Below are 25,913 nucleotides of genomic sequence, written 5' to 3'. Positions count from 1 at the left end.
AGAATGTGAGATATTTTGTTCATATAGGTTATAACGGATTAAAATACAATGGCTGGCAAAAGCAGCCGGGGGTAATGAACGTCCAGGGTGTTTTAGAACAGGCGCTTACCCAGGTATTAAAAACACCTATTTTTATTAATGGCTGTGGCCGTACAGATGCCCGCGTACATGCGAGTCAGTTTTTCTTTCACATGGATGTGGAGCAGCCTTGGGATTTCGACCTGATATTCAGGATGAACAAGGTATTGCCGGCCAACATTGCCATTTTTGACATTATCCCAATGGAAGGGATGCAGCACGCCCGTTTTGATGCAGTGCAGCGGTCGTATGACTATTTCATCCATACTTACAAGAATCCATTTTTAAATGGCCTGAGCTCGTTTTATTTGCTCGACAAGCTGGATTTCGACAAGATGAAACAAGCGGCAGCCATATTGCCAAATTATAAAGACTACAGGGCCTTTTGCACCAGTCCGGATAAATACGAACATACGCTGTGTTATGTCAAATCGGCCAGTCTATCGGTTGACGAAAATGGCGACCACCTTCGTTTCCAGATTTCTTCCAATCGTTTCCTGAGTAAAATGATCAGGATCATTATGGGACAGTTGTTAAAAATCGGCAAAGGCGTATTGAGTGTCGAGGAATTTGAAAGTTACCTGATCAATAATAAAACGCCGGAATTGATCACTCCTGCGCACCCTGAGGGGCTTTATTTATCTAAGGTTACTTATCCATATTTGAATCTGCCGCCGAGGCAACAGTTCTCTTCTATTTTACAGATCCAGGCCGACCTATCCTGGCAACGTTTATAAACCTCTTATTGTTAATATCTTACTATTGTTTCTCTCGCTAGTTTTTGTTAACTTTAATAGAGGACTTCACTAAAAAGAAGGCATTCTGTATGACAGTTATTCAAAAAATTGAACATTGGGGCGACGTTCATCATGCCAAATGGCTGGACGTTATCCGTATTGTATTGGGCGTACTGATCTTTAGCAAAGGTATTGCTATTGTAAGCAATACGGCCGCACTTCAAGAATTGGTTTTGCAAAACAACACTTTTGGTTTCGCGGGATTCATGTCGAGCTTCGCATTACATATTGTTGGCTTTGTGCATCTGGTAGGTGGCCTTTTTATAGCCATTGGACTGCTTACCCGCTTTGCGGCGGTACTTCAGATTCCGATACTGGTATGTGCTGTATTCTTTGTCAACCTGTCGCGCGGATTTTCACCCCTGAACAATGAGTTATGGCTATCCATCATTGTATTGCTGTTACTGATACTATTTTGGATTGTGGGCTCAGGGCCATACTCCGTGGATCATGCCATGAAGAAAAGGCCTAATATGTACAGACCATAAGAACATAGGGCATGTCAATATTTATTGCCGGCTTAATATCATAGCCCTCATCGCATCGGCGCTGAGGCTAATTCCATTAACAGTTACACCGGCGCGTTTGTAAAACCTTTCGCGCTCGGTTAATTTATCCTCAATAAACCGGACCATTTCGGCTTCACTAAGATCCTTAAGCAAGGGTCTTTTTTCTTTACCGCTTTCCAGACGCTTAGCCAATGCAGCAGCAGACATTTCAATATATATCGACAGCCCGTTAGCATTCATCCAGTCCATGTTATCGAAAAAACAAGGAGCACCTCCTCCTGTTGCTATAATAGCATTCGAAGGATAATCAAAGTTTTTTAAAGTTTCACTTTCCAGCTTCCTGAAAGCTTCCTCTCCATTTTCAGCAAAATAAGCAGTAATAGTTGTCCCAAGGTTTTTCTCAATCTGATGATCAAGATCAATAAAATCGTAGCCCAGTTTTACAGCGAGCTTCTTCCCCATTGTGCTTTTACCACAGCCCATAAAACCTATTAAAAATATCTTCATTATTTATACCAGTTTTACCCTTGGATCAACAAAGGCATATAATACGTCTACCAAAATATTAATTATTACGAATACAAATGCAATAAAAAGAATCGATCCCATCACTACCGGGAAGTCCGACATCTCTAAAGCATTTACCGTTGCACGGCCTAATCCGTTATAACCAAATATATACTCTACAAAAAAAGAACCTGCCAGTAAGGAAGCAAACCATCCCGATATGGCTGTAATAACAGGGTTCAGTGCATTTTTTAATGCATGTTTATAAATGATCGCATTGCGACTCAATCCTTTTGCACGTGCTGTGCGGATATAATCCTGTGCCAGCACATCCAACATGGCACTTCTGGTGAGTTGCACAATAATTGCGAGCGGCCTTAACCCCAGTGTGACCATTGGGAGCCATAGGTTTTTCCAGGTCATAATTTCACCTTTAAAAGGATCGTAACTATACAAGCTACCCGACATGTTGAGCCCGGTATAATCACTTAACACAAAGCCAAAAAGCCAGGCGATAATAATTCCTGCAAAAAATGAAGGTGCTGAAATACCCAGGATAGCAAAAGAATTCGCCACCTTATCAATCCAGGTATCCTTATGCACTGCAGACAACACGCCAAGGAATACACCGATTAGCGTAGCGAATATCATGGCCGTTGAGGCTAGAATAAAGGTATTGGGAACGGTTTCCGACAAAATGGTGGTTACATCCCTTTTGGTTTGATAAGAGCGCCTTAAATACGGCCATTTAAGTGCCAGCACTTCATCACCAAAGCTGATCAGTTTTACATATTGATACTTTTCTTTGGTTACAGTTGTATTTTCATGAAGACCAAGAGGAGAAAGATCATTCAGATATAAAAAAAACTGGACAGGTTTAGATCTGTCCAGTCCAAACTCTTTACGTACTGCCTCAAGAGAGGATACATCAGCACGCTGTCCCATTGTCATCCTTGCCGGATCTCCCGGAAGGATGTTGAACAAAACAAACACCACTACAATTACGCCTGCCATAACAGCACATCCATATAAGATCTTTTTGATGGCGTATTGCAGCATATTTATTTATTTGCTAAAATATTGATCGGCCAATTTATCAAAAGATGGCACCGTGTTGTAATGCCATTTGTTAACCACTACCCCGTTTTTAAGTAACAACACACCTGGGTTTGATCTGACCATGCTCTTTAAAGGTACAGCATCGCCGTAAAAAACCTCTGCAAACAACTTCATGCGCTTGCTAAATAAATCTGCATCACTGGCAGAGTTCGAAGTAAGCAATACCGTTCTGATGTTAAACTGTTGTGCTGCGTTCAGGGCCAATGCATTCAGCTCAGCAATAGCCTTCTCGTTTACATCTTTCAGGTTATAAGCTACAATAATCAGGTTATAATAAGGGTTTTCTATCAGTTCTTTTGTGTAATCAGTACCTGAAGCATCAGCAATAAGCAAGTCCTTGATTTTAGGTTCGTAACCTTTCTTCACCAATACCTTATCCGGATCACCAACAATTTCCCAGCTATCATCCTTCCAGATTTCTGTTTTCAGGTAATCCTTATCGCTCATTGTCTTCTTCTCCCCCGTCTTCTTGTTTTGCATTTTGTACATGATGGCGTACTCATCACCCTTTTCTCCTTCAGGGATCTTCATCAATTCCGGCAGGTTTGCGCCTACTTTATAAGGTAGGAAATCCAAGACAGGCAACGTGCAATAGGTAAAAATACCAAATAAGGTAGAAGCCAGGGTTACAAAAGCAAATAGTCCTTGCTGTACTTTTGGGTTTTGTGTAACAGGCTTAATCAGGTCGTGATGAATAAACAGGTAAACAATCAGCACCAATAAAACCAGGTCTTTAGAGAAAGATTGCCATGGCGTTAAAGGGATAGCGTCGCCAAAGCACCCGCAGGAAGTAACCACTTTAAAAGCGGCAGAAACAAAGGTTAGGAAAGTAAAGAAGATAATCACAGCAAGTAAACCGCCTGTAACCTTTTTGCTCCAGAAGCCGAACAGCAATAATGCACCCAATACAATTTCAAATACACAGAGTAATATGGCAATTCCGGTAGCCATGCCACTTAAAAATGGCATATGGAATACTTCAAAATATTCCTGTAGTTTATAACCAAAGCCAAGTGGATCGTTGGCTTTAATTAATCCTGAAAATATAAAAAGGACACCAACAAATATCCTCGAAAAATTTAATGCAATCTTCTTCATTACTGAACGCCCAATTTAATCAATGCAAAAACAGAATAATTTAACATATCCTGGTAATTGGCATTCACACCTTCCGAAGCCAGGGTTTGTCCTTCATTGTCCTCTATCTGTTTTACCCGCAGGATTTTCATCAGGATCAAGTCGGTTAAGGAACTGATACGCATATCGCGCCATGCCTCACCGTAATCATGGTTTTTATTGAACATCAGTTCTTTGGTCTCCTGCACCTTTTCCTCATAACGAGCCTGCACAGTTGCCAATTCCATTTCTAACGGATCCTGCTCATTTAGCTCGAGCTGCATCATGGCAATTACACAATAATTAATGATACCGATGTATTCAGAATTGATGTCTTCGCCTACTTTAGAGACCTTTTTTTCTTCTAGTGTGCGGATGCGCTGGGCTTTAATAAAAATCTGATCGGTAATAGATGCCGGCCTTAATATCCGCCATGCTGTTCCGTAGTCTTTTGTTTTCTTTAAAAATAGCGATTTGCAAACCGCTATTACAGCGTCGAATTCCTGAGATGTATTTGTTGCCAAAACAATTAAAATAATAAGTTCAAACCGGTTTTAATACCATACCTTTTTTATCTAAGTTTGTATCAAAACAATGGCTAAAGATACATTTTTAAACCGAAAGACCACACTAAACCTGAATGGTAAGCTGGTTGATTTAAGCAGTCCCTGCGTAATGGGAATCTTAAACCTTACTAACGATTCGTTTTACAGCAATAGCCGCACCAGCACAATTGAACAGGCTTTGCAACGTGCGGAAAAGATTTTAAATGAGGGCGGCCGTTTTATTGATATCGGGGCTTATTCATCCAGGCCTGGAGCCAAAGATGTTAGTGAACAGGAGGAAACAGACAGGATGGTTACGGCAGTTGAGGCCATCAGCGAAGCATTTCCAGAAGCTTTACTTTCTATAGATACTTTTCGGGCTAAAGTTGCACGTGGAGCAATTGAAGCCGGCGCTCATTTGATCAACGATATATCCGCTGGAGATATGGACGAGGCGATGTTTCAAACCGTGGCCGATTTAAACGTTCCATATATCATGATGCACATGAAGGGAACACCACAAACCATGCAGCAACACACTACATATCAACATATCATGCTGGAAATGGCAAATTACTTCTCTGATAAAGTAACAACCCTACAAAAGATGGGTGTGAAAGATATCATTCTTGACCCGGGCTTTGGCTTTGCGAAAACACTGGACCAGAATTATGAGGTATTGCGGCACATGGAAGACTTCAATATTTTTGAATTACCTGTTCTTGTCGGGGTTTCCAGAAAATCTATGATTTATAAATTTTTAGGCGGCGGCCCTGAAGATGCATTAAATGGCACCACCGCATTAAACACTATTGCCTTATTAAAAGGCGCTAACATCTTACGCGTTCACGATGTGAAAGCCGCTGCAGAATGTATCGCTTTAGTTGGCAAGACACAGCAACAATAATATGGTTAAAATCCCTAACTTGGCAATTGTAAAGTTTTTTCAAGCTTCACAATTACAATAACTAAACGAAGGTGAAAACAATAGAATTCGATTTCTTAAAATTAACGATTACAGATGCGGTAGATATCATCCTTGTCGCCCTAATCATCTATTACATCTACAACCTCATCAAAAATACCCTGGCCGTAAATCTTTTACTGGGGATGGTCATTATACTGGTTATACATTGGATAGTTGATGCTTTGAACATGAATTTATTGTCGAGCATACTCAACCAGTTCATGAGCGTGGGGATTATTGCGTTGATTGTAATCTTTCAACCGGAGATCAGGCGTTTCCTATTATTAATTGGTAAAAACACTTTTTTACAGCAAAACAAGGCTTGGTGGGGTTATCTATTTGGGAGTAAGAATATTGAACAGAACAACCTGATCAGGATAAAGCCGATAATTGATGCCTGCAAAAGCATGAAAAAGTCGAGGACAGGTGCACTTATTGTATTTGTTAAATTTTACGACGACCAGCTTTTTGCCAACAGCTGCGAGGTTATCGATTCCAAAATTTCAAAACGTCTTCTGGAAAGTATTTTTCAAAAATACAGTCCGCTACACGATGGCGCTGTTGTGATTGCCGAAAACAAAATAAAAAGTGCGAGCTGTATTCTACCATTGACAGACAATGACAAGCTACCTCCTCAATTTGGGTTACGTCACCGGGCTGGCATTGGCGTATCTGAAACCACTGATGCTGTTGCGGTTATCATATCCGAAGAAACCGGAGAAATCGCCTATGCTAAACAAGGAAGGGTTAGGATGAATGTTTCCTTTGGGGAGCTGGAAAAGCTACTTAATAAGGATTTTTAATTTCATTATTATTAACTTCTGATTTAGCATATATTAGCGCAAAAATTAAAATCGTTAATTAATTGATTTCAAGCAGTTAATTAACTGTTTTAATAGTGCTTAATGAAGATAAAAAAATATTTATACTACATTTCATTTATACTTTGTTGTTTAACAATTTATAATCCTGTTAATGCCAACAGCTCAATTCCCGCTGCAAAAAATGGCGTGATAGATCTTCGCGGACAATCCTTAGTTGAAAAAATTGCACTTAACGGCGAATGGATTTTCTATTGGAACCAACTCGTAAGCCCCGACACCCCGGCTTCTGGACCAGGCACACTTGTTAACTTTCCTTATAGGTGGACTGACAAAATAAATGGAAAAAGTTACCCGGCACAAGGCTACGCTACTTACAAGCTAACGATTTTACTTCCCAAAACGAAGAACTTGTTAAGGATAGCAATGCCTGATGTTTACAGTGCTTACCGGCTGTTTATTAATGGGCGGCAGGTCTCATCCAATGGACAGGTTAGCACTACCGCAAAAGATTTCATCCCCCATTGGGAATACAAAGCAATAGACATACCTCATCATACCGATACCCTCCATTTATTATTACAGGTAGCCAATTTTACCCACAGCAAGGCGGGTGTAAAAAAGCCATTATGGATCGCAAATAAAGAAACAATCGCCTTAGCGAGAAAGCAGGCAGAAGCCATTGACTTATTATTAACCGGCTGTCTGATTATGGGTGGCTTATTTTTTCTGGGTCTCTATCTGATGGGAAACAGAGATAAAGCGGTTTTATTATTTGCCCTCTTCTCTCTTATTTACAGCTACAGAATCATGGGGATAGACAACTATGTACTGCATACAATCTGGCCTGATACAAATTGGTATTTCACAGTTCGCCTGGAGTATATCAGTCTATTCTTGGCAATCGGGATGTTTGCACTATATACACGCTACCTCTACCCCACTGAAGTCAAGAAGGGGGTTATAGCGGCAATTTGCATACTTTGCTTTGGTTTTACATTGGCAACCCTGTGCCTGGCACCAATATATTTCACGAAATTAATGAATCCTTTTCTGGCAGTAATGCTCTTTTGCCTTGTTTATGTGCCTTATGTTTACACATTGGCTTTTATCAGAAAAAGACCGGGAGCCATTTACACCTTGTTGAGTTGCTTTGCACTGATGCCTGTTTTTGCCATATCATTATTGCACTATTGGGCACTTATTCCACCTTATCAGCTTTTTAGTTTTATATTTTACATCAGTTTTTTCTTCCTGCAGTCACTCATACTTTCACACAGGGTTTCTTTTCAACTTAAAAAAGCAAGGATCGAGGCAGAAGAAGGCTTAAAAGCGAAAAGCGAGTTTCTGAGCACCATGAGTCATGAAATCAGGACTCCGCTTAATGCTGTCATCGGGATGAGTCACCTGTTGTTAAAAAACGACCCAAGAGATGACCAGAAAGAGCAGTTAGATGTTATGCTTTTTTCGGCCAATAACCTTTTATCTATTGTAAATGATATTCTCGACCTTAATAAAATCGAAGCCGGCAAAGTTTCTTTTGAACACATCGAGATGGACGTAGCCTCTATCGTTGGAAATATTGTTTCGGGATTACAGAGTGCAGCGCATGATAAGGGGATTGACTTAACACTCAATATAGACAAATCAATAAATAACAAACTTTTGGGTGATCCGACCCGTCTCTCTCAGGTAATCACCAACCTGGTGCACAATGCCATTAAATTTACCAACAACGGCTCCGTACAGGTAGGTGTAACGGTTATTTCACATACAGACACTACGACTACACTGAATATCGAAGTGAAAGATACAGGTATCGGAATCTCGAAAGAGAAGCAAAAGGTGATTTTTGAAAGGTTTACCCAGGCCGACTCTTCTACGTCCAGGGGTTTCGGAGGAACGGGCTTAGGCCTTTCCATCTGTAAACGAATATTAGAACTACAAAACTCCTCATTAAACCTAATCAGCGCTGAGGGCAAAGGGTCTATTTTTTATTTTATACAAACCTTTGAAAAAAGCAATAAAACGCTGGAGCATAACATACTGGATCAAAAGCCACATGAAAGCGAGCAATTACTTACCGGGGTTCACATTTTGCTGGTAGAAGACAACCTGATGAATGTACTTGTAGCCCAACGCTATCTTGAACGCTGGGGTGCAACGATAGATGTTGCACTAAATGGACTGGAGGCGCTGGATAAATTAGATGTAAGTATTCATCGGCTGATATTAATGGATTTACATATGCCGGTTATGGACGGCTATAAAGCTAGCGCTCAGATGCGGAAAAACGGCGTCACTACACCTATTATCGCGCTTACTGCTAACCTGCCTGAAGAAATAGCGGGGAGAGTAAAACAGGCTGGCATCAATGACATTGTGATCAAGCCTTTTTTACCGGATGAATTGTATACTAAGGTTTTACATCATATTTCGGCAAAATAAGGATTCTTCTCTGAGTCGGCATTAATTCGTCCCTGAAGAAGGGCCGAAAGAACGCAAAGCCTCATCGAAGAACCTAATTTTGCTATTCACAAAAGAGATAATTCTCAATTCAAAAGATCAGAGGCTTTTATGTATGGAGCCTGAAGAATTGGAAAAATTCAGTGGAACAACAGACGCCGACACAAAACCAGGCTCAAAGAAAAAGGGGCAATCTTTTCAGACGCCCCTTTACCAATCTTTTTCAGTTAACTAGCAGTACTGATCAAATGCACCAATCAGGCTATCAGCAATCATTTGTGCCGGACGACCTTCAATCTGGTGACGCTCAATCATGTGAACCAATTTACCATCTTTAAATAAAGCCATAGCTGGTGATGATGGCGGGAAAGGCATCATATAACCTCTTGCTCTGTCAACCGCTTCTTTTTCCATACCTGCAAAAACTGTCACCAATTTATCAGGGTGTTTTTCATTAGCTGCAGCTAATCTTGCAGCAGGGCGTGCATTTGCAGCCGCACAACCACATACAGAGTTCACTACTACAAATACGGTACCTTCACCGCTGATGGCGTTATCAACTTCCTCAGCAGTTTTTAACTCTTCAAAACCTACTTTAGTAAGTTCTGCACGCATTGGCTCAACTAAATATTCTGGATACATGTTTTCTATTTTAAAAATCTATATGCAAATGTACAGCAACCCGCTTTAGTATCAAAACAATACCTAAAGGCCATATTAGTTTTTACCTTTAAATTACTTTGGCCAAACCCTTTATATGTCAATTCCAACCTGGAAGTATAGCCTCAATGTCAACATCATACATTATCGGAATGCTTTTTTGTTATTGATACAGGAATGGTGTAAATTTGCAGCTCATTTAAATAAAAAAATATGTCATCAGTAGAGACAACTTACGTTCCTTACAAAGTTAAGGACATTTCACTGGCAGAATGGGGCCGCAAAGAAATCGGACTGGCAGAGGCAGAAATGCCTGGATTAATGTCATTGCGCGAAGAATTCGGACCATCAAAACCTTTAAAAGGTGCCCGCATTGCAGGATGCTTACACATGACTATCCAGACTGCGGTTTTAATTGAAACTTTAGTAGAACTTGGTGCAGAAGTTACCTGGTCATCATGTAACATCTTCTCAACACAAGATCATGCTGCTGCTGCTATTGCTGCTGCTGGTATCCAGGTATATGCCTGGAAAGGTTTAGATGAAGAGAGCTTTGACTGGTGTATTGAGCAAACTTTACATTTCGGCCCTGAGCGTCAGCCACTAAACATGATCTTAGATGATGGTGGTGATTTGACGAACATGGTATTCGATAAATTCCCTGAGCTAATTCCAGCAATTAAAGGTTTATCTGAAGAGACTACTACAGGTGTACACCGTTTATATGAGCGCATGAAAAATGGCACATTGCACTTACCTGCAATCAACGTAAACGATTCAGTAACTAAATCTAAATTCGATAATAAATACGGCTGCCGCGAGTCGTTGGTTGATGCGATCCGTCGCGCTACCGATGTAATGATGGCTGGTAAAGTTGCTGTTGTTGCCGGTTACGGTGATGTGGGTAAAGGTTCTGCTGAATCTTTAAGTTCACAAGGTGTACGTGTAATCGTTTCTGAAATTGATCCGATCTGTGCATTACAAGCTGCAATGGAAGGGTATGAAGTAAAGAAATTTGCTACTGCTGTTAAAGAGGCTGACATCATTGTAACGACTACAGGTAACTGTGATATCGTTCGTGCTGAGCACTTCAAATCAATGAAAGATAAAGCTATCGTTTGTAACATTGGTCACTTCGATAACGAAATCGATGTTGCCTGGTTAAACAAAAACTATGGCGATACTAAAATAGAAATCAAACCTCAGGTTGATAAATATACTATCGATGGAAAAGACATCATCTTATTAGCTGAAGGTCGTTTGGTAAACTTAGGTTGCGCAACTGGTCACCCTAGTTTTGTAATGTCTAACTCTTTCACCAACCAAACATTAGCTCAATTAGAATTGTGGACTAACACAGATAAATATGAGAACAAAGTATATGTTCTTCCTAAATATTTAGATGAAAAAGTAGCACGTTTACACTTAGCTAAAATCGGTGTAGAACTTGATGTTTTAGATCAGCACCAGGCTGATTACATTGGTGTTCCTGTTGAAGGTCCGTTTAAACCTGAAGCTTACAGATACTAATAGCTACCATAATAACTTAAAAGAGGCCCGCAAATGCGGGCCTCTTTTTTTATCAGGAACTTTAACCGTAATTAAAGCGATGCTCCCTCTTTAGTAATAACAGAAGCACCCGGCACTGTACTTGCATTTCCATCTCTGATGGCCTGGTAATGTGGCGACATAATCTCCACCCCTGCTGCATCAAAAGCTATATGAATATTCTTATGAACCTCCGAATAAATAGCGGGCATCCTTTTAGGATTGTTGATATAAGCATTTAACTGGTAAGAAACATACCAGTCTTCCAATCCAGTTTGCAACACAAAAGGTTGCTTCTCTTTAATTACTCCTTCAGAAGCCAAGGCAGCTCCGATTAATAGCTCATGAATCTGATTCCATGGGAGATCGTACCCCAATGTAACCGTGGTATGAATGATCAACTCATTCTGATTTGCCATACTGCTATAATTCACTGTATTGCCGCTTAGTATAGCGCTATTAGGAATCGTGATTACCTCATTTTTAAAGGTTAGCACCCGTGTTACCAACAACGACTTCTCCTGAACAGCTCCTGTTGTATCGCCAATCTTCACAATATCTCCTATTTTAAAAGGACGCATATAAGTGATCACCATTCCCGCCACACCATTACTAATTGCAGATGAAGAGCCAAAAGAGATGAGCAACCCCAAAAACACAGAAACCCCTTTAAATATTCCTGAATCTGAGCCAGGTATAAATGGCCATATGACCACCAGCATAAAAGCATTCAATACCAGTTTGACAATATTATAGGTAGGCTTTGCCCAATCGGGATAAAAACCGTTAATTTTTAACCTTCCTCCTTCAATTTCATCTGCCAGGAATTTGATTGCCTTTTTAATATAATGAAATACAAACACAATGACGGTTATTGTAATCAAATCAGGTACAAAGGCGATGATCGCACTAAATATGTTTTTTAGTGGGTTAAGCACAAAACCGATCAAACTATCACTCCATGGTTTTGTCCATGGAAAAAGACGAAACACAATAGGCAGCGTCAGATAAACAAGAATAAATATCACAAATACTTTAACCAGGTTAAGCACTTTGCGAATCAGAAGCATTTCATTTTTACGGTTAATCAGCTCGTAATTTTTGATTTTAAACCCTGAGATCTTTTCATGTAGCTTAACCCGAAGCCAGGCATTAAAACGGTTTGAATATTTATTCAGAAAAAATATGCACATCCCCAATATAGCAATGATCAAAACGCCAAGGGCTCCACGTTGTAACAGTTTCGTTAAATCAGTCTCCTTTTTATACTTATCAATGTTATTCAGAATAATTTCCTGATAAGCTTTGGCCATCACTTCCCGGTCCATCTTTACGGAATCTGCATCTGCCTGCGACAAGCTCAATAGCACATTTCCTTTATAGGCGATTGCGATCAGGCTCGAATCACGTTCTGTGATCAAGGAATCAGGTACAAATAGCAGGTCTTCGGCCAGTGCTTCAACTTTGGCCGAGGTTCTTTCAGCCCTTTCAGCAGCAGATAAAGAACCCAGTTTATTTTTAACAAAAAACAATGTATCGGAGTGAGCAACAACGGGATACCCTTTAAAAAAACTTGTTTCAGTCTGGGCATAAGTAAAGCTGCAAATAGTGTTCAGAACTATAAAAACAAATAGAGATCGTATCGACATAGGTTATTTCTTTTATATTTGTGCATGGCACATCTATCTGTAAATATCAATAAAATAGCTACGCTTCGCAATAGCCGTGGCGGTAATAATCCTGACCTTGTTAAAGTAGCTTTAGATTGTGAACGCTTTGGTGCTGAAGGAATAACCGTACATCCGCGTCCCGATGAAAGGCATATCCGTTACCAGGATGTTTATGATTTAAAGGCGGTAATTGCTACAGAATTTAATATCGAAGGGAATTGCAGGGAAGAGAAATTTGTAGAACTGGTTTTAGCGAATAAACCTGCACAGGTTACTTTAGTACCGGATGCAGATGGCCAGCTAACTTCCAATCACGGCTGGGATACTATAAAACATGCTTCATATCTAAAAGAAATGGTCGCCTTATTTAAATCGGCAGGTATCAGGGTTTCTATTTTTGTAGATCCGGTGGTCGAAATGATTGAAGCTGCTGCACTGACAGGTACGGATAGAATTGAATTATATACGGAGGTTTATGCCCATAACTACTATGACAATAGGGAAAAAGCCGTTCTGCCATATGTTGCTGCAGCCCACAAAGCAAATGAATTAGGGCTAGGTATAAACGCAGGCCATGACCTTGACCTCCATAATCTGAAATATTTTGCACAAAGCATACCTGGACTTCTGGAGGTTAGTATTGGACATGCTTTAATTAGCGATGCCTTATATTTAGGTTTGGAAAATACTATACAGATGTATTTACAACAGTTAAAACATTAAACAGCTAAAAGGTCCTGCCATGAAAGTCCATATCCCATTATACTTTTTGTTCCTTATTTTTATAACAGGCTGTGGCAACAACGCGGTTTTAGAGCAGTCGACAGCCTCAGATCTGGTTGCAAACTATTTAAAATCGAACCCTTTATATGAGACAGAAAAGATAGAGCTTGGAGAAATTAAATTTAAAAGCAGCGCGGATAAAGAAGCGCTCTCAAAATTTAAAGACCTCATGAACAAGGGGTATGTAGAAATGCAGCTACAGAAACAAAAGAAGAAATTCCTGTCGAAGGATAGTGTTTATGTTTATAACGTCACGCTTACCGATAAATCAAAACCCTATGTATTGAAGCAGCAACAGAATAAAGCTACACTAAAAGTAATGGAATATACCCTTGACGAGGACAAGCCTGCCACCCTGGATAAGGCAGGAAACAAAACAGCAAAGGTAACCATCATGCTAAAAAAGGTAAAAAATGCTTTTACTGTTTTCTACAAGGATAAAAATACAGGCAGCAATTTTATCACCAAAACCTATAAATTAAAATACAATAAAGAAGCCGGTTGGGCAGTAACGGGCGAGTAGCCAATATATTCTTATAAGTTTATGAACTCTTTGTGACTGAAGCTAAGCGTATTTTTTATTACCTTTGCGCAACTTTTATTTCATAGACTTCATGAGCTTAAATATTCATTACAAAGAGGCCTTTAAAGACCGTCACATTGCACCTAATACACAGGACACCAATGCAATGTTAAAAACCATTGGGGTAGGTTCTGTTGACGAACTGATCGAACAAACTGTTCCTCAATCAATCAGGTTAAAGCAACCATTAAATTTACCAAAGGCTAAATCTGAGGTAGATTATCTTGCTGCGTTAAAACAAACAGCCTCTTTAAATAAAGTTTTTAAATCTTATATCGGCCAGGGTTATTATGACACCATTACACCAGGCGTTATTTTACGTAACGTAATGGAAAACCCGGGATGGTATACTCAATATACGCCATACCAGGCTGAAATTGCACAAGGCCGTTTACAGGCGCTATTAAATTTCCAAACCACGGTTATCGACCTTACCGGTATGGAAATAGCGAATGCTTCGTTACTTGACGAAGGCACTGCAGCTGCAGAAGCGATGTTTATGCAATACAGCTTGCGTAAAAACGCACAAGCCACAAAATTCTTTGTTTCTGAATTGTTATTCCCTCAAACTATTGACATCTTAAAAACCCGCGCAAATCCTTACGGCATTGAGTTGGTAATTGGTGATCACCAGTCGTTTGAGCTTAGCGAAGAGTTCTTTGGTGCAATCATTCAATATCCTGCTGGTAACGGAGAGGTATTTGACTATACTGGTTTTGCGCAAAAAGCACATGAAAAAAATGTTAAAGTAACAGTTGTTGCGGATCTATTGAGCCTTACCTTATTAACTCCTCCGGGAGAATGGGGAGCAGATGTTGTAGTAGGTACTTCACAACGCTTTGGTGTACCAATGGGCTTTGGTGGTCCTCACGCAGCTTTCTTTGCAACTAAAGAAGAATACAAACGTTCTATCCCAGGTCGTATTATTGGTGTAACGATAGATAGCAATAATAACTATGCTTTACGTATGGCTTTACAGACCAGAGAGCAGCATATCCGTAGAGATAAAGCTACTTCTAACATCTGTACTGCACAGGCTTTATTGGCTATCATGGCCGGTTTCTATGCCGTCTACCATGGTCCTAAAGGCTTAAAACTAATTGCTGAACGCACACACGGTTTAGCAGTTAGCCTTGCTAAATCATTAGAAAAATTAGGCTACAAGCAATTAAACAAAGCTTATTTTGACACCATCCAATTGGATCTGGGCGATCTTGCCGGCTCTATCCACAGCGAGTGCTTAAACAATGAAATTAACCTGCATTACAACGGCAGCATTGTTACCATTGCATTGGACGAAACTACTTCTATTGAAGACATTAAATTGTTAACCAAAATCTTTGCTAAGGTAAAAGCCATAGCAGCAGACGCGGTTGAAATCGAAGATAAAAATGTAGAGACTGTAATTCCTGCAGCTTTACAACGTAAATCAGACTACCTGACTCACCCAATATTTAATGCTCACCATTCGGAGCATGAAATGTTGCGTTACATCAAGTCGTTAGAAGCTAAAGATCTTTCACTTTGTCATTCTATGATTGCCTTAGGTTCATGTACCATGAAACTAAACGCAACGACTGAAATGATTCCTGTAACATGGCCAGAGTTTGGTAAAATCCACCCATTTGCGCCTGCTGATCAGGTATTGGGTTTTTACACTGTATTTAACGAGCTAGATAAATGGTTGAGTGAAATTACCGGTTTTGCGGCAATGAGCTTACAACCAAATTCAGGTGCACAAGGTGAATATGCAGGTCTGATGGTAATCAGAGCTTACCATAATGACCGTGGTGATTCACACCGTAACATCGCCTTAATTCCTTCTTCTGCTCACGGTACCAACCCAGCTTCTGCTGCAATGGCCGGGATGAAGATCATCATTGTTAAATCATTAGAAAATGGAAATATTGATGTTGCTGACTTAAAAGCTAAAGCTGAAGAGCACGCAGCAAATCTTTCTTGCCTAATGGTTACTTACCCATCTACACATGGTGTATTTGAGGAAAGCATTATCGACATCTGTAACATCATCCATGAAAATGGCGGACAAGTTTATATGGATGGTGCTAACATGAACGCACAAGTTGGTTTAACCAGCCCAGGTAATATTGGTGCTGACGTTTGCCACTTAAACTTACATAAAACCTTCTGTATTCCTCACGGTGGTGGTGGTCCTGGTATGGGCCCGATCGGTGTTGCAAAACACCTTGTGCCTTACTTACCAGGTCATGCTGTAGTAGACATCGATAAAGGAAAATCAATTCATGCAGTATCTTCTGCACCATGGGGTTCAGCATCTATCTTAATCATCTCACACGCTTACATCGCTATGATGGGCACAGAGGGATTAACCAACGCAACCAGATATGCAATAACAAACGCTAACTACATGAAAGCGCGTTTAGAGCAACATTATCCGGTATTGTACTCAGGTGCTAACGGACGTTGTGCGCACGAAATGATCCTGGATTGCAGAGGCTTTAAAAACTACGGAATTGAAGTAGTTGATATCGCTAAGCGTTTAATGGATTATGGTTTCCACGCACCAACGGTATCTTTCCCTGTTGCTGGTACTTTAATGATTGAACCAACTGAGAGTGAGCCTAAACATGAGCTTGACCGTTTCTGTGATGCGTTAATCGCCATCAGAAAAGAGGTTGCAGCGGTTGAAAGCGGCGAGCTTGACAAAACAGACAATCCTTTAAGAAATGCGCCGCATACTGCTACTGTAGTTACAGGTGATGAATGGAACCATACTTATAGCAGACAAACTGCTGCGTTCCCTTTACCATATGTAGCGGCTTATAAATTTTGGCCTTCTGTAGGTCGTGTTAACGATTCATTTGGTGACAGATCATTAGTTTGTGCTTGTCCGCCAATTGAAAGCTACATGGAAGAACCAGCATAAATAGTTTTTTTTTCAACTAAACCTTTTGATATATTTATCTTCTAAGTATATCAAAAGGTTCTTTATCACGCTTAAAAAAACTTAAAAAAACAATGAAATTAAAACTTACTTCAGTAGTATTACTTCTCTTAGTAATCACTTCATCGGCTTTTATAGCCCCTGTTTTAAAACCTGTAACCTATAAAGTAGATGTAGAGAAATCTACATTAACCTGGGTTGGTAAAAAATTAACCGGCAGCCATAATGGAACAATTGACCTTCAATCAGGAAGCCTGCAATTCAATGGCAAAAAACTGGCAGGAGGTGATTTTGCAATCAACATGACTTCTATTAAAGACGCCGATAAAAGTGCAAGACTAGAAGGACACTTAAAAGCTGATGATTTTTTTGGCACTGATAAGTTTGCAACCTCTACGTTTGCAATTAAAAAGGTTGCTGCCGGATCAGGTAACACAGTAAACGTAACAGGTGATTTAACCATCAAGGGTGTTACAAATTCAATCACTTTCCCGGCTGCTATTGCATGGAATGCTGATGGTTCTGTAACCGCTACCGCTGATAAAGTATTAGTTGACCGTACTAAATACGGCATCAAATACAGATCTAAAGGTATGTTCCCTGATGTAGGTGATAAAATGATCTATGATGATTTTGAACTTGCAATCAAGTTGGTTGCTAAGAAATAAGATATGTTTCAATGACTTAGAAGAGGGTGTTCCAAAAAAGATCGGACACCCTCTTTTTTTATTCGAAAAAAAAAAGTTTATTAGTTAAAACAATTTACACACATATTTCATAACTTTATATGAATACCTATTTCAAGGCTGGGGACCAATTGACTATATGATGGCTAATAAAATTAACCTTCTCGTTATTGACGACGATGACATTAACATCTTTATCATCAAAAAAATTGTAGAAAAAACGGGTTATAATGTTAATATGGTGGCCAAAGCCAATGGTTTAATGGCTATTGACTATTTAAAAACAACTATGGATGAGGAAAACTTCCCGCATCTGGTTCTTATTGACATCAATATGCCGGTATTAAATGGCTGGGAGTTTCTGGATGCTTATGCAGAACTAAACATAAACAAAAGAGTAGACATGTACATGCTCTCTTCTTCAGTTTATGAGAATGATATAGAAAAGGCAAAAACCTACTTAAAAGTGAGAGGGTTTATTTCTAAACCCCTGTCCATAGAAAGATTAATAGAGCTTTTTAAACAACTGGAGCTGCAAAACTAAGTGATTTTAAACTGTCCGTCTGTTAAGCTGACATAACCTGTAGCTCTGGTTTTTGCATGATAAAACAAACAGTTCCAATTTTCGGCTGCTGCTCTTTTTCCAAATTCTTCCCTCAGTTCCATTGCTTTTCTTCCATCAAAGTCGTACTTGGCAATAAACTTCCGCAGCAATTCTTCAGGCTCGGGTAAAACATCCCCCCCAAAAAACACCTTATCGGCTCCATCATCCAGTAAATATACCTGATGAAACGGTGTGTGCGCACCAGTTAACTCATAACTGATTTCATCTGTTAACTGTCCCGAACCTTCTATAAAAGTCAACTGCGCGTTACGCTGCAAAAAGTCAAATATTTCAGTTCTGTAAGATGAAGACGAATTGGTAAATGCACTCTCCCACTCTCCACGCTGAATCACATAGTTGGCATGTGGAAAGCTTAGTTCCATCTTATCTCCAACATGATGAACCATTCCACCTGAATGATCAAAGTGTAAATGGGACATCAATATCATATCTACATCTTCCGGATCAAAACCTGCCTTTTTTATATTCTCGTGCAAAATCAACTGCCCTTTATCGTTACTATAGCCAAGTCCGGTATCAAACAAGACCAGCGAATTTTTCAATTTTACCAGGAAAGGTTGAATATGGATAAACAATGAAGCCGGACGGCTTTTCGGATCATCTGTCGCCGGATTAAAGGGTACAAACTTTTTGCTTGCATCTACAGAATAAGAACCTTCGTATAAAGTGAAAACTTGCACTGGCGTAGTTATTAGTAAGAAGAAATTAAATGATATATTTACGAATCGATGCAAAGATATGGAACCTGCATGAACTTCCGGCTGACAATTGACACCAAAAAGGTCATGCTAAATTCATAACCGTTGACAAACAAACAGATAAGAATGAAGAAAAGATGGGTGCAAGCCATGCGGGGCAATCCCGAAACAACAGACTTGCTTGCACAAAAATTAAATATAGATAGCAGTTTAGCGCAGATTTTAGTTCAAAGAGGCATTTCTTCATTTGATGAGGCCCGCGCATTCTTCAGACCAGAGATGGCTAAATTGCATGATCCTTTCTTGATGAAGGATATGGACAAGGCCATCGAACGCATTGATACCGCACTAATCAATAAGGAAAAAATCCTGGTATATGGCGATTATGACGTAGATGGAACCACTTCTGTAGCCTTAGCATTTAGCTTCTTCAGACAATTCACCACTGATATTGCTTATTACATTCCCGACAGACATAAGGAGGGGTATGGAATCTCAACAACAGGTATTGACTATGCCAAAGCAGAGGGATTCAGCTTAATTATTGCACTGGATTGTGGCATCAAATCAACCGATAAGATTGCTTACGCGAATTCTTTAGGTATAGATTTCATTATCTGCGACCACCACTTGCCAGGTGATGAACTTCCCGAAGCAGTAGCCATACTGGATCCTAAACGTTCAGATTGCCCCTACCCTTTTAAAGAACTGGCGGGCTGTGGTATTGGCTTTAAATTAGCCCAGGCATATTGTATAACGCACCAGTTACCGGCCGAGCAATATGAAAGGTATATAGATCTGGTTATGGTAAGCGTTGCCGCTGATATCGTACCTGTAGAAGATGAGAATCGGATCCTGGCCTACCATGGATTGATAAAGTTGAATACTAATCCCTGCATGGGCTTAAAAGCATTGATGGACATATCCGGCAAAAACAAAGATTACACGCTTACGGATGTAGTTTTCTCGCTTGCTCCGCGCATCAATGCCGCCGGCAGAATGGACCATGCCAACCAGGCGGTCAAAATGTTGCTTTGCACCGAAGATGACCTGGCACAAGAACAGAGCTTATTCATCAATCTGCAAAATACCGAACGTAAAACCTCAGATCAGACCATCACTGCCGAAGCCCTGGCTTTAATCGGCGAATGCGAAATCCTGATCAATAAAAAAACTACAGTAGTTTATCACGAAAGCTGGAATAAAGGCGTTATTGGTATTGTGGCATCCAGATTAACAGAGAAATATTACCGCCCTACAATTGTGCTTACTAAATCGAATGGTTTACTTACCGGCTCGGCCCGTTCAGTTGCCGGTTTTGATTTGTACGAGGCTTTATTGGGCTGTGAAGATTTACTGGTGCAGTTTGGCGGGCATAAGTTTGCGGCAGGTTTAACCATGATGCCAGAGAACATCGATATTTTCGCAGACCGCTTTGAGGAGGTTGTTGGTGCTTCAATTACCGACGACTTACTCTGTCCTGAAATAAAGATAGACAATGAGATTGCACTCTCACAAATAGATGGAAAATTCCAGCGGATTATTGCACAAATGGCACCTTTTGGTCCACATAATAATGCTCCTATATTTGTAAGTCATAACGTAACTTTTGTAGGGCGTCCCTTTGTTGTAGGTACAAAACATTTAAAATTAACCATAAAACAACAAAATTCCCCTATTTTTGAATGCATAGGATTTGGAATGGCAGAAGAGTACGAACAGTTGCTGCAACCAAACCAGCCTTTTTCTATTTGTTATACAATTGAAGAGAATGTATGGAAAGAGCAAAAGCGCTTACAGTTGAACATTAAAGGAATTAAACTAGATTAAGAATTGGATACTGAAATCTAAAATCAGCATTCTAAAACTATAATTATAAATGATATTAAGAGCTGAGCACCTAATAAAAAAATACAAACAACGCACTGTTGTTAACAACGTTTCATTTAGTGTAGGCCAGGGCGAAATTGTGGGTCTGCTGGGACCAAACGGGGCTGGTAAAACAACTTCATTTTATATGATTGTTGGTTTAATTAAGCCCAATGAGGGCACTATTTATTTAGATGACCAAGACATCACCAAAGATCCGATGTATCGCAGGGCGCAAAAGGGCATTGGTTACCTTGCTCAGGAAGCCTCCGTATTCAGGAAGCTATCTGTTGAAGATAACATCATGGCCATCCTGGAGATGACTCCAATGAACAAGGAAGAACGTCATGCCCAACTGGAAGAGCTCCTTACTGAGTTTAGCTTACATAAAGTACGTAAAAACAGAGGCGATCTACTTTCAGGAGGCGAGAGAAGAAGAACTGAAATAGCCAGGGCACTTGCGGCAAATCCTAATTTCATATTACTGGATGAACCTTTTGCCGGGGTAGACCCAATTGCTGTGGAGGAAATTCAGACCATTGTAGCAAAGCTGAAACAAAGAAATATAGGGATATTGATTACAGACCATAATGTTCAGGAAACATTATCAATTACCGACAGGGCTTACCTCCTTTTTGAAGGTAAAATCCTCGAATCGGGCACGCCAGAAGTCCTTGCTTCTAATGAAATGGTAAGAAGAGTATACCTGGGATCAAATTTCGTGCTCCGCAAAAAAAACCTATAATCCTTATTCAAAACCCAACACATGGCAATTGTAAATTCAATTTTTACGTGGTATATGAAAAAGCGGGTCCACCAGATTGAGCTTTTTATAAAATATCCACATGATGTGCAGGAAGAATGGTTTCATAAACTGATATCCAGTGGAGCATATACGGAATGGGGACAGAAATACGATTATCGTTCTATCCTTACCCCGCAACAATTTAAAGAAAGAGTACCTATACAAAATTACGATACCCTAAAGCCTTACATCGAACGGATGCTTAAAGGGGAACAAAATATCCTCTGGCCATCAGAAATTAAATGGTTTGCCAAATCATCAGGGACCACGAGTGACAGAAGTAAATTTATTCCGGTATCGGAAGAATCTTTGCAGGAATGTCACTTTAAGGGAGGGAAAGACATGCTTTCCATATTTTGCAACAACAGACCTGATAACCAAATCCTTACCGGAAAAGGTTTGGTACTGGGTGGCAGTCACCAGATTAACCAACTCAATGAAGATTCCTTTTATGGCGATCTTTCGGCAGTATTGATAAAAAACCTGCCGGTATGGGCCGAGTATTACCGTACGCCAAACATCTCTATTGCCCTGATGGACAATTACGAGGAGAAGATGGAAAAAATGGCTGAAGCAACCATCAAAGAGAATGTAACCAACATTGCCGGGGTTCCTACATGGACCATCGTACTGGCCAAAAAGGTATTGGAAATGACCGGCAAAAAGCATTTGCTGGAAGTATGGCCAAACCTTGAACTTTATATCCATGGCGCCGTGAATTTCAAGCCATACAAGGAGCAGTTTAAAGAACTGATCCCATGTAACAACATGTATTATCTCGAGACTTATAATGCATCTGAAGGCTTCTTTGGCATCCAGGATGAAGCAAATTCTGACGAGATGCTATTGATGTTGGATTACGGCATTTATTATGAATTCCTGCCACTAGAACACATTGAAGACGAGCATCCACGCACGCTATCGCTCGATGAAGTACAATTGAATAAAAACTACGCCATTATTATCTCTACCAATGGTGGTTTGTGGCGCTATATGATTGGCGATACGGTACAGTTTACCAGTCTTTCACCTTACCGCATTAAAATTACAGGCCGAACCAAGCATTTCATCAATGCTTTTGGTGAAGAAGTGATTATCGACAATGCCGAGCAAGCCATTTGCAAAGCATGCACGGAGACTAATGCTGTATTTAAAGATTATACCGCTTGTCCGATTTATTTTAAAGGAGAAGAAGTGGGTGGACACGAGTGGATCATTGAATTTGACCAGCAGCCAAATAATTTTGAAAGATTTGTAGATGTGCTCGACCAGACCCTAAGGGAGGTAAACTCAGATTATGATGCAAAACGCTTTAAAGATCTTGCGTTACGCAGACCAAAAGTACATATTGCCCCAGCCAACACTTTTTACAACTGGTTAAAATCGAAAGGTAAGCTGGGTGGACAGCATAAGGTTCCAAGATTGGCCAACGACAGGCAATACGTAGAGGAAATTTTAATGTTTTTATAGCGTCTATTGCAATTCTGTGTTTTTTTAGTTAAATTTCCTATATATTTCTCTTCCTGTTAAAGAAAGAGGTGAGGTCGATAGAATTAGTGGTTTTAAATAAAATGAATCTCTTATGAAGACTGTAAAACAACTTCTCAGCACCAAATCGGCACAGATTTTCTCGGTATCCGAACATACTTCTGTTTTAGACGCGTTGAAGGTAATGATGGAAAAAAACATTAGTGCTCTCCTTGTTATGGAAGGGCAGCAATTGAAAGGAATTTTTACGGAAAGAGATTATGCCCGAAAGATCGTCCTGCATGGTAAGTCTTCCGCTGATACTGCTGTACAAGAAGTAATGACTGCAAATCCCATTACTGTATTGCCATCAGACACCATTGATTTCTGCATGGGCCTTATGACCGATAAACACATCAGGCACTTACCTGTATTGGAGGCCGACAAACTACATGGCATGGTATCTATTGGTGACGTAGTGAAATTCATCATTGAAGATCAGCAACAAACCATTTCTCAGCTGGAACACTACATCAGTAGTTAAAATATACTTTACCAAACAACAAAAAAGGTCTGTTCAGCATAGCTGAATAGACCTTTTTTGTGCAATTATCTGATCTCTTACCAGATTTTCACTCTTTTATCCGGAGCAAGATATAATGAATCCGTAGGTTTCACATTAAATGCGGTATAAAATTCAGGTATATTCCTTACCACACCATTTACTCTAAATTGAGCAGGTGAATGAGGATCTGTTCCAACCTGAGTTCTCAGGTTTTCTTCAGTTGATTTATTTAACCAGGCTTGTCCCCAACCAATAAACACTCTTTGCACACCTGTAAAGCCATCCAGAACCGGTGCAGGCTTAGCATTTAAACTTGTATTATAAGCTCTTAATGCAATGCTCAAACCACCAAGGTCACCAATATTTTCCCCCAGGGTAAAATCGCCATTCACATTCAGGTCAGGAAAAACTTTAAAGGAACTGTATTGAGCTACCAATGCACTCGTTCTTTTCTTAAACTCTTCAGTATCTGTCTTTGTCCACCAGTTACGCATCACACCATCGCCGTCAAAAGTACTGCCCTGATCATCAAAACCATGACCAATCTCATGTCCGATTACTGCACCAATACCACCGTAATTCACAGCATCATCAGCATTCATATCAAAGAATGGAGGTTGTAAAATTGCTGCTGGGAATACAATCTCGTTCATTGGCGGGTTATAATAAGCATTTACTGTCTGCGGAGTCATACCCCACTCAGCGCGATCAACCGGTTTACCCAATTTATTGATAGTCCTGTTGTATTCATATTCAGTAGCACGCACCTGGTTTCCATAAAGATCACCTTTAACCACTTTCAAAGTGCTATAATCTCTCCATTTATCCGGATAACCAATTTTTGGCGTGAACTTGCTGATCTTTACTAAAGCCTGTTTTTTAGTCTCCGGGCTCATCCAGTCAAGCTCTTTAATGCTCGACTCATATGCTTTTAAAAGGTTCTCCACCAAATTCAACATACGTTCTTTAGCAGCAGGGGGGAAATGTTTCTCAACATATAATTTACCAACCATTTCGCCAAGATTACTATTTACAACATCTACAGCTCTGCGCCATTGTGGTTTCATTTCTTTAACACCCCTTAGCGTTTTACTATAAAAGTTAAAGTTCTCCTGATCCAGCGCTGTATTTAATGAAGTTGCAGAACCATTAATCACCCCCCATTTCAAATACTCTTTCCAGGTATCAATTGGTGTATTTTTCAAAATTGAAGTCAGATCCTTTGTGTAAGCTACTTGTGTAACCACCAAACTATCTACACCTTTAATACCGCCCTCAGCAAGTAAAATGTTCCAGTCAAAATCAGCAAGAAGCTTATTCAAATCTTTTATAGCATACTTATTGTACAAAGCAGCCATATCCCTGGTGTCTTCCTTTTTCATATGCTTGGAAGCCAATAAGGTTTCCAAAGCCATAATCCTCTTTGCTTTTGCACCTGCTTCAGGTATTCCGGCAATCTTTAACATATTTTCAATATGCAAAACATACTTATCGCGAATGTCTTTTGATTTAGCATCAGTAAGCAAATAATAATCGCGATCAGGTAAGCCTAGGCCTCCCTGCCAGCTATACAACATGTATTTTTTTGGATCCTTGAAATCTTCCATTACTCCAAGACCGAAAGGGATTTTAAAGCCTACCTTGTTGGCATAAGCGAAATAAGCGGCAAGATCCTTATTGGCTGTAAGCGCGTCGATTTTCTTAAACTCCGAAGCTAATGGTGCTAAACCAACAGCATCACGAGTCTTCATATCCATATAAGAATCGAAAAAATCACCTATCTTTTGTTCTTCAGAACCGTCTTTTGCATTACTTTTTGCAGCAGTTTCTATAATTGCCTTAACATCATCCTGCGTCTTATCAGCTAAAATAGCCATTGCACCAAAAGAAGCTTTATCCGAAGGAACCTTGGTGTTCTTCATCCAGGTACCATTTACATATTCTGTAAAGTTATTACCCGGTGCAACAGTAGTATCCATGTTTTTAAGGATAATACCCGAATGAAGTTCAGTCGTCTTAACGTCCGAATTACTGCACGCAGCCAGGAATAAGATAGTTCCTGCAAGTGCCGGAATACCTATTGATCTGTTCAATTTTACCATA

At 39.9% G+C, this 25,913-nt stretch carries 23 protein-coding genes; 15 read left to right on the top strand and 8 right to left on the bottom strand.

Features of this window, described 5'->3' with window-relative positions:
• Window positions 1-5: 5 nt before the first annotated feature.
• Together truA and B9A18_RS09575 are read left to right on the top strand one after the other, a co-directional pair.
• Window positions 6-815, top strand: a complete 810-nt coding sequence (truA, locus tag B9A18_RS09580; RefSeq protein ID WP_084289049.1) for a tRNA pseudouridine(38-40) synthase TruA — start codon at window positions 6-8, stop codon at window positions 813-815.
• Between the two features lie 89 nt (window positions 816-904).
• Complete coding sequence (locus B9A18_RS09575; protein ID WP_084289048.1) at window positions 905-1,363, top strand: DoxX family protein; 459 nt, start codon at window positions 905-907, stop codon at window positions 1,361-1,363.
• Window positions 1,364-1,384: 21 nt separating this feature from the next.
• Here B9A18_RS09575 and B9A18_RS09570 read toward each other — a convergent pair whose 3' ends face one another.
• Genes B9A18_RS09570 through B9A18_RS09555 form a run of 4 tightly spaced genes read right to left on the bottom strand, consistent with a single transcriptional unit; the run spans window position 1,385 to window position 4,650 of the window.
• Window positions 1,385-1,891 carry a shikimate kinase gene (locus tag B9A18_RS09570; RefSeq protein ID WP_200816337.1) on the bottom strand — a complete coding sequence of 169 codons (507 nt, stop codon included), beginning with the start codon at window positions 1,889-1,891 and terminating at the stop codon, window positions 1,385-1,387.
• A 3-nt stretch (window positions 1,892-1,894) separates the two neighbouring features.
• Window positions 1,895-2,950 carry an ABC transporter permease gene (locus B9A18_RS09565; protein ID WP_084289046.1) on the bottom strand — a complete coding sequence of 352 codons (1,056 nt, stop codon included), beginning with the start codon at window positions 2,948-2,950 and terminating at the stop codon, window positions 1,895-1,897.
• Window positions 2,951-2,956: 6 nt separating this feature from the next.
• Window positions 2,957-4,108 carry a BT_3928 family protein gene (locus B9A18_RS09560; RefSeq protein ID WP_084289045.1) on the bottom strand — a complete coding sequence of 384 codons (1,152 nt, stop codon included), beginning with the start codon at window positions 4,106-4,108 and terminating at the stop codon, window positions 2,957-2,959.
• Window positions 4,108-4,650: a DUF1599 domain-containing protein gene (locus tag B9A18_RS09555; protein ID WP_084289044.1), complete on the bottom strand. Its 543-nt coding sequence runs from the start codon at window positions 4,648-4,650 to the stop codon at window positions 4,108-4,110. Before B9A18_RS09555 ends, B9A18_RS09560 begins: the two co-directional genes overlap by 1 nt.
• A 70-nt stretch (window positions 4,651-4,720) precedes the next feature.
• Here B9A18_RS09555 and folP point away from each other — a divergent pair, with 70 nt between their 5' ends.
• The 3 genes from folP to B9A18_RS09540 all read left to right on the top strand — a co-directional run bounded on the left by folP (window position 4,721) and on the right by B9A18_RS09540 (window position 8,907).
• Window positions 4,721-5,578 carry a dihydropteroate synthase gene (folP, locus tag B9A18_RS09550; protein WP_084289043.1) on the top strand — a complete coding sequence of 286 codons (858 nt, stop codon included), beginning with the start codon at window positions 4,721-4,723 and terminating at the stop codon, window positions 5,576-5,578.
• A 71-nt stretch (window positions 5,579-5,649) separates the two neighbouring features.
• Window positions 5,650-6,441, top strand: coding sequence for a diadenylate cyclase CdaA (cdaA, locus tag B9A18_RS09545; RefSeq protein ID WP_084289042.1), 792 nt, complete (start codon window positions 5,650-5,652; stop codon window positions 6,439-6,441).
• A 102-nt stretch (window positions 6,442-6,543) separates the two neighbouring features.
• Window positions 6,544-8,907, top strand: a complete 2,364-nt coding sequence (locus tag B9A18_RS09540) for an ATP-binding protein (protein WP_084289041.1) — start codon at window positions 6,544-6,546, stop codon at window positions 8,905-8,907.
• Between the two features lie 249 nt (window positions 8,908-9,156).
• Here the strand turns inward: B9A18_RS09540 and B9A18_RS09535 are convergent, their stop codons facing one another.
• Window positions 9,157-9,567: a BrxA/BrxB family bacilliredoxin gene (locus B9A18_RS09535; RefSeq protein WP_084289040.1), complete on the bottom strand. Its 411-nt coding sequence runs from the start codon at window positions 9,565-9,567 to the stop codon at window positions 9,157-9,159.
• 231 nt (window positions 9,568-9,798) lie between these two features.
• On the opposite strand from B9A18_RS09535, the gene ahcY reads away from it, so the two are divergent.
• The gene (gene ahcY / locus B9A18_RS09530; RefSeq protein WP_084289039.1) at window positions 9,799-11,115 is read left to right on the top strand and encodes an adenosylhomocysteinase; all 1,317 of its coding nucleotides are present in this window, start codon (window positions 9,799-9,801) and stop codon (window positions 11,113-11,115) included.
• A 71-nt stretch (window positions 11,116-11,186) separates the two neighbouring features.
• Here the strand turns inward: ahcY and B9A18_RS09525 are convergent, their stop codons facing one another.
• Complete coding sequence (locus B9A18_RS09525; RefSeq protein ID WP_084289038.1) at window positions 11,187-12,782, bottom strand: mechanosensitive ion channel family protein; 1,596 nt, start codon at window positions 12,780-12,782, stop codon at window positions 11,187-11,189.
• Between the two features lie 24 nt (window positions 12,783-12,806).
• On the opposite strand from B9A18_RS09525, the gene B9A18_RS09520 reads away from it, so the two are divergent.
• The 5 genes from B9A18_RS09520 to B9A18_RS09500 all read left to right on the top strand — a co-directional run bounded on the left by B9A18_RS09520 (window position 12,807) and on the right by B9A18_RS09500 (window position 18,325).
• The gene (locus tag B9A18_RS09520; protein ID WP_084289037.1) at window positions 12,807-13,526 is read left to right on the top strand and encodes a pyridoxine 5'-phosphate synthase; all 720 of its coding nucleotides are present in this window, start codon (window positions 12,807-12,809) and stop codon (window positions 13,524-13,526) included.
• A gap of 19 nt (window positions 13,527-13,545) precedes the next feature.
• Window positions 13,546-14,109, top strand: coding sequence for a hypothetical protein (locus tag B9A18_RS09515; RefSeq protein ID WP_084289036.1), 564 nt, complete (start codon window positions 13,546-13,548; stop codon window positions 14,107-14,109).
• A 91-nt stretch (window positions 14,110-14,200) separates the two neighbouring features.
• Window positions 14,201-17,077 carry an aminomethyl-transferring glycine dehydrogenase gene (gene gcvP / locus B9A18_RS09510; protein WP_084289035.1) on the top strand — a complete coding sequence of 959 codons (2,877 nt, stop codon included), beginning with the start codon at window positions 14,201-14,203 and terminating at the stop codon, window positions 17,075-17,077.
• Window positions 17,078-17,169: 92 nt separating this feature from the next.
• The gene (locus B9A18_RS09505) at window positions 17,170-17,763 is read left to right on the top strand and encodes a YceI family protein (protein ID WP_084289034.1); all 594 of its coding nucleotides are present in this window, start codon (window positions 17,170-17,172) and stop codon (window positions 17,761-17,763) included.
• Window positions 17,764-17,920: 157 nt separating this feature from the next.
• Window positions 17,921-18,325, top strand: coding sequence for a response regulator (locus tag B9A18_RS09500; RefSeq protein WP_084289033.1), 405 nt, complete (start codon window positions 17,921-17,923; stop codon window positions 18,323-18,325).
• Here B9A18_RS09500 and B9A18_RS09495 read toward each other — a convergent pair.
• A complete protein-coding gene (locus B9A18_RS09495; protein WP_084289032.1) occupies window positions 18,322-19,086 on the bottom strand; it encodes an MBL fold metallo-hydrolase in 765 nt (254 codons plus the stop codon). The genes B9A18_RS09500 and B9A18_RS09495 overlap by 4 nt on opposite strands.
• Window positions 19,087-19,230: 144 nt before the next feature.
• On the opposite strand from B9A18_RS09495, the gene recJ reads away from it, so the two are divergent.
• The 4 genes from recJ to B9A18_RS09475 all read left to right on the top strand — a co-directional run bounded on the left by recJ (window position 19,231) and on the right by B9A18_RS09475 (window position 23,789).
• Complete coding sequence (gene recJ / locus B9A18_RS09490) at window positions 19,231-20,934, top strand: single-stranded-DNA-specific exonuclease RecJ (RefSeq protein ID WP_084289031.1); 1,704 nt, start codon at window positions 19,231-19,233, stop codon at window positions 20,932-20,934.
• 49 nt (window positions 20,935-20,983) lie between these two features.
• Window positions 20,984-21,718 carry an LPS export ABC transporter ATP-binding protein gene (gene lptB / locus B9A18_RS09485; RefSeq protein WP_084289030.1) on the top strand — a complete coding sequence of 245 codons (735 nt, stop codon included), beginning with the start codon at window positions 20,984-20,986 and terminating at the stop codon, window positions 21,716-21,718.
• A 21-nt stretch (window positions 21,719-21,739) separates the two neighbouring features.
• Window positions 21,740-23,248: a GH3 auxin-responsive promoter family protein gene (locus tag B9A18_RS09480; RefSeq protein WP_084289029.1), complete on the top strand. Its 1,509-nt coding sequence runs from the start codon at window positions 21,740-21,742 to the stop codon at window positions 23,246-23,248.
• 112 nt (window positions 23,249-23,360) lie between these two features.
• On the top strand, window positions 23,361-23,789 hold the full coding sequence (locus B9A18_RS09475; protein WP_084289028.1) for a CBS domain-containing protein: 429 nt from the start codon (window positions 23,361-23,363) through the stop codon (window positions 23,787-23,789).
• A 77-nt stretch (window positions 23,790-23,866) separates the two neighbouring features.
• Here the strand turns inward: B9A18_RS09475 and B9A18_RS09470 are convergent, their stop codons facing one another.
• Window positions 23,867-25,912 (bottom strand): M13 family metallopeptidase, encoded by a 2,046-nt coding sequence (locus tag B9A18_RS09470; protein ID WP_084289027.1) that lies wholly within the window; start codon window positions 25,910-25,912, stop codon window positions 23,867-23,869.
• Between the last annotated feature and the right edge of the window lies 1 nt (window position 25,913).

Source organism: Pedobacter nyackensis (assembly GCF_900176505.1).
Taxonomy (GTDB): Bacteria; Bacteroidota; Bacteroidia; order Sphingobacteriales; family Sphingobacteriaceae; genus Pedobacter; species Pedobacter nyackensis.
This window is presented reverse-complemented; position numbering and strand designations above follow the sequence as displayed.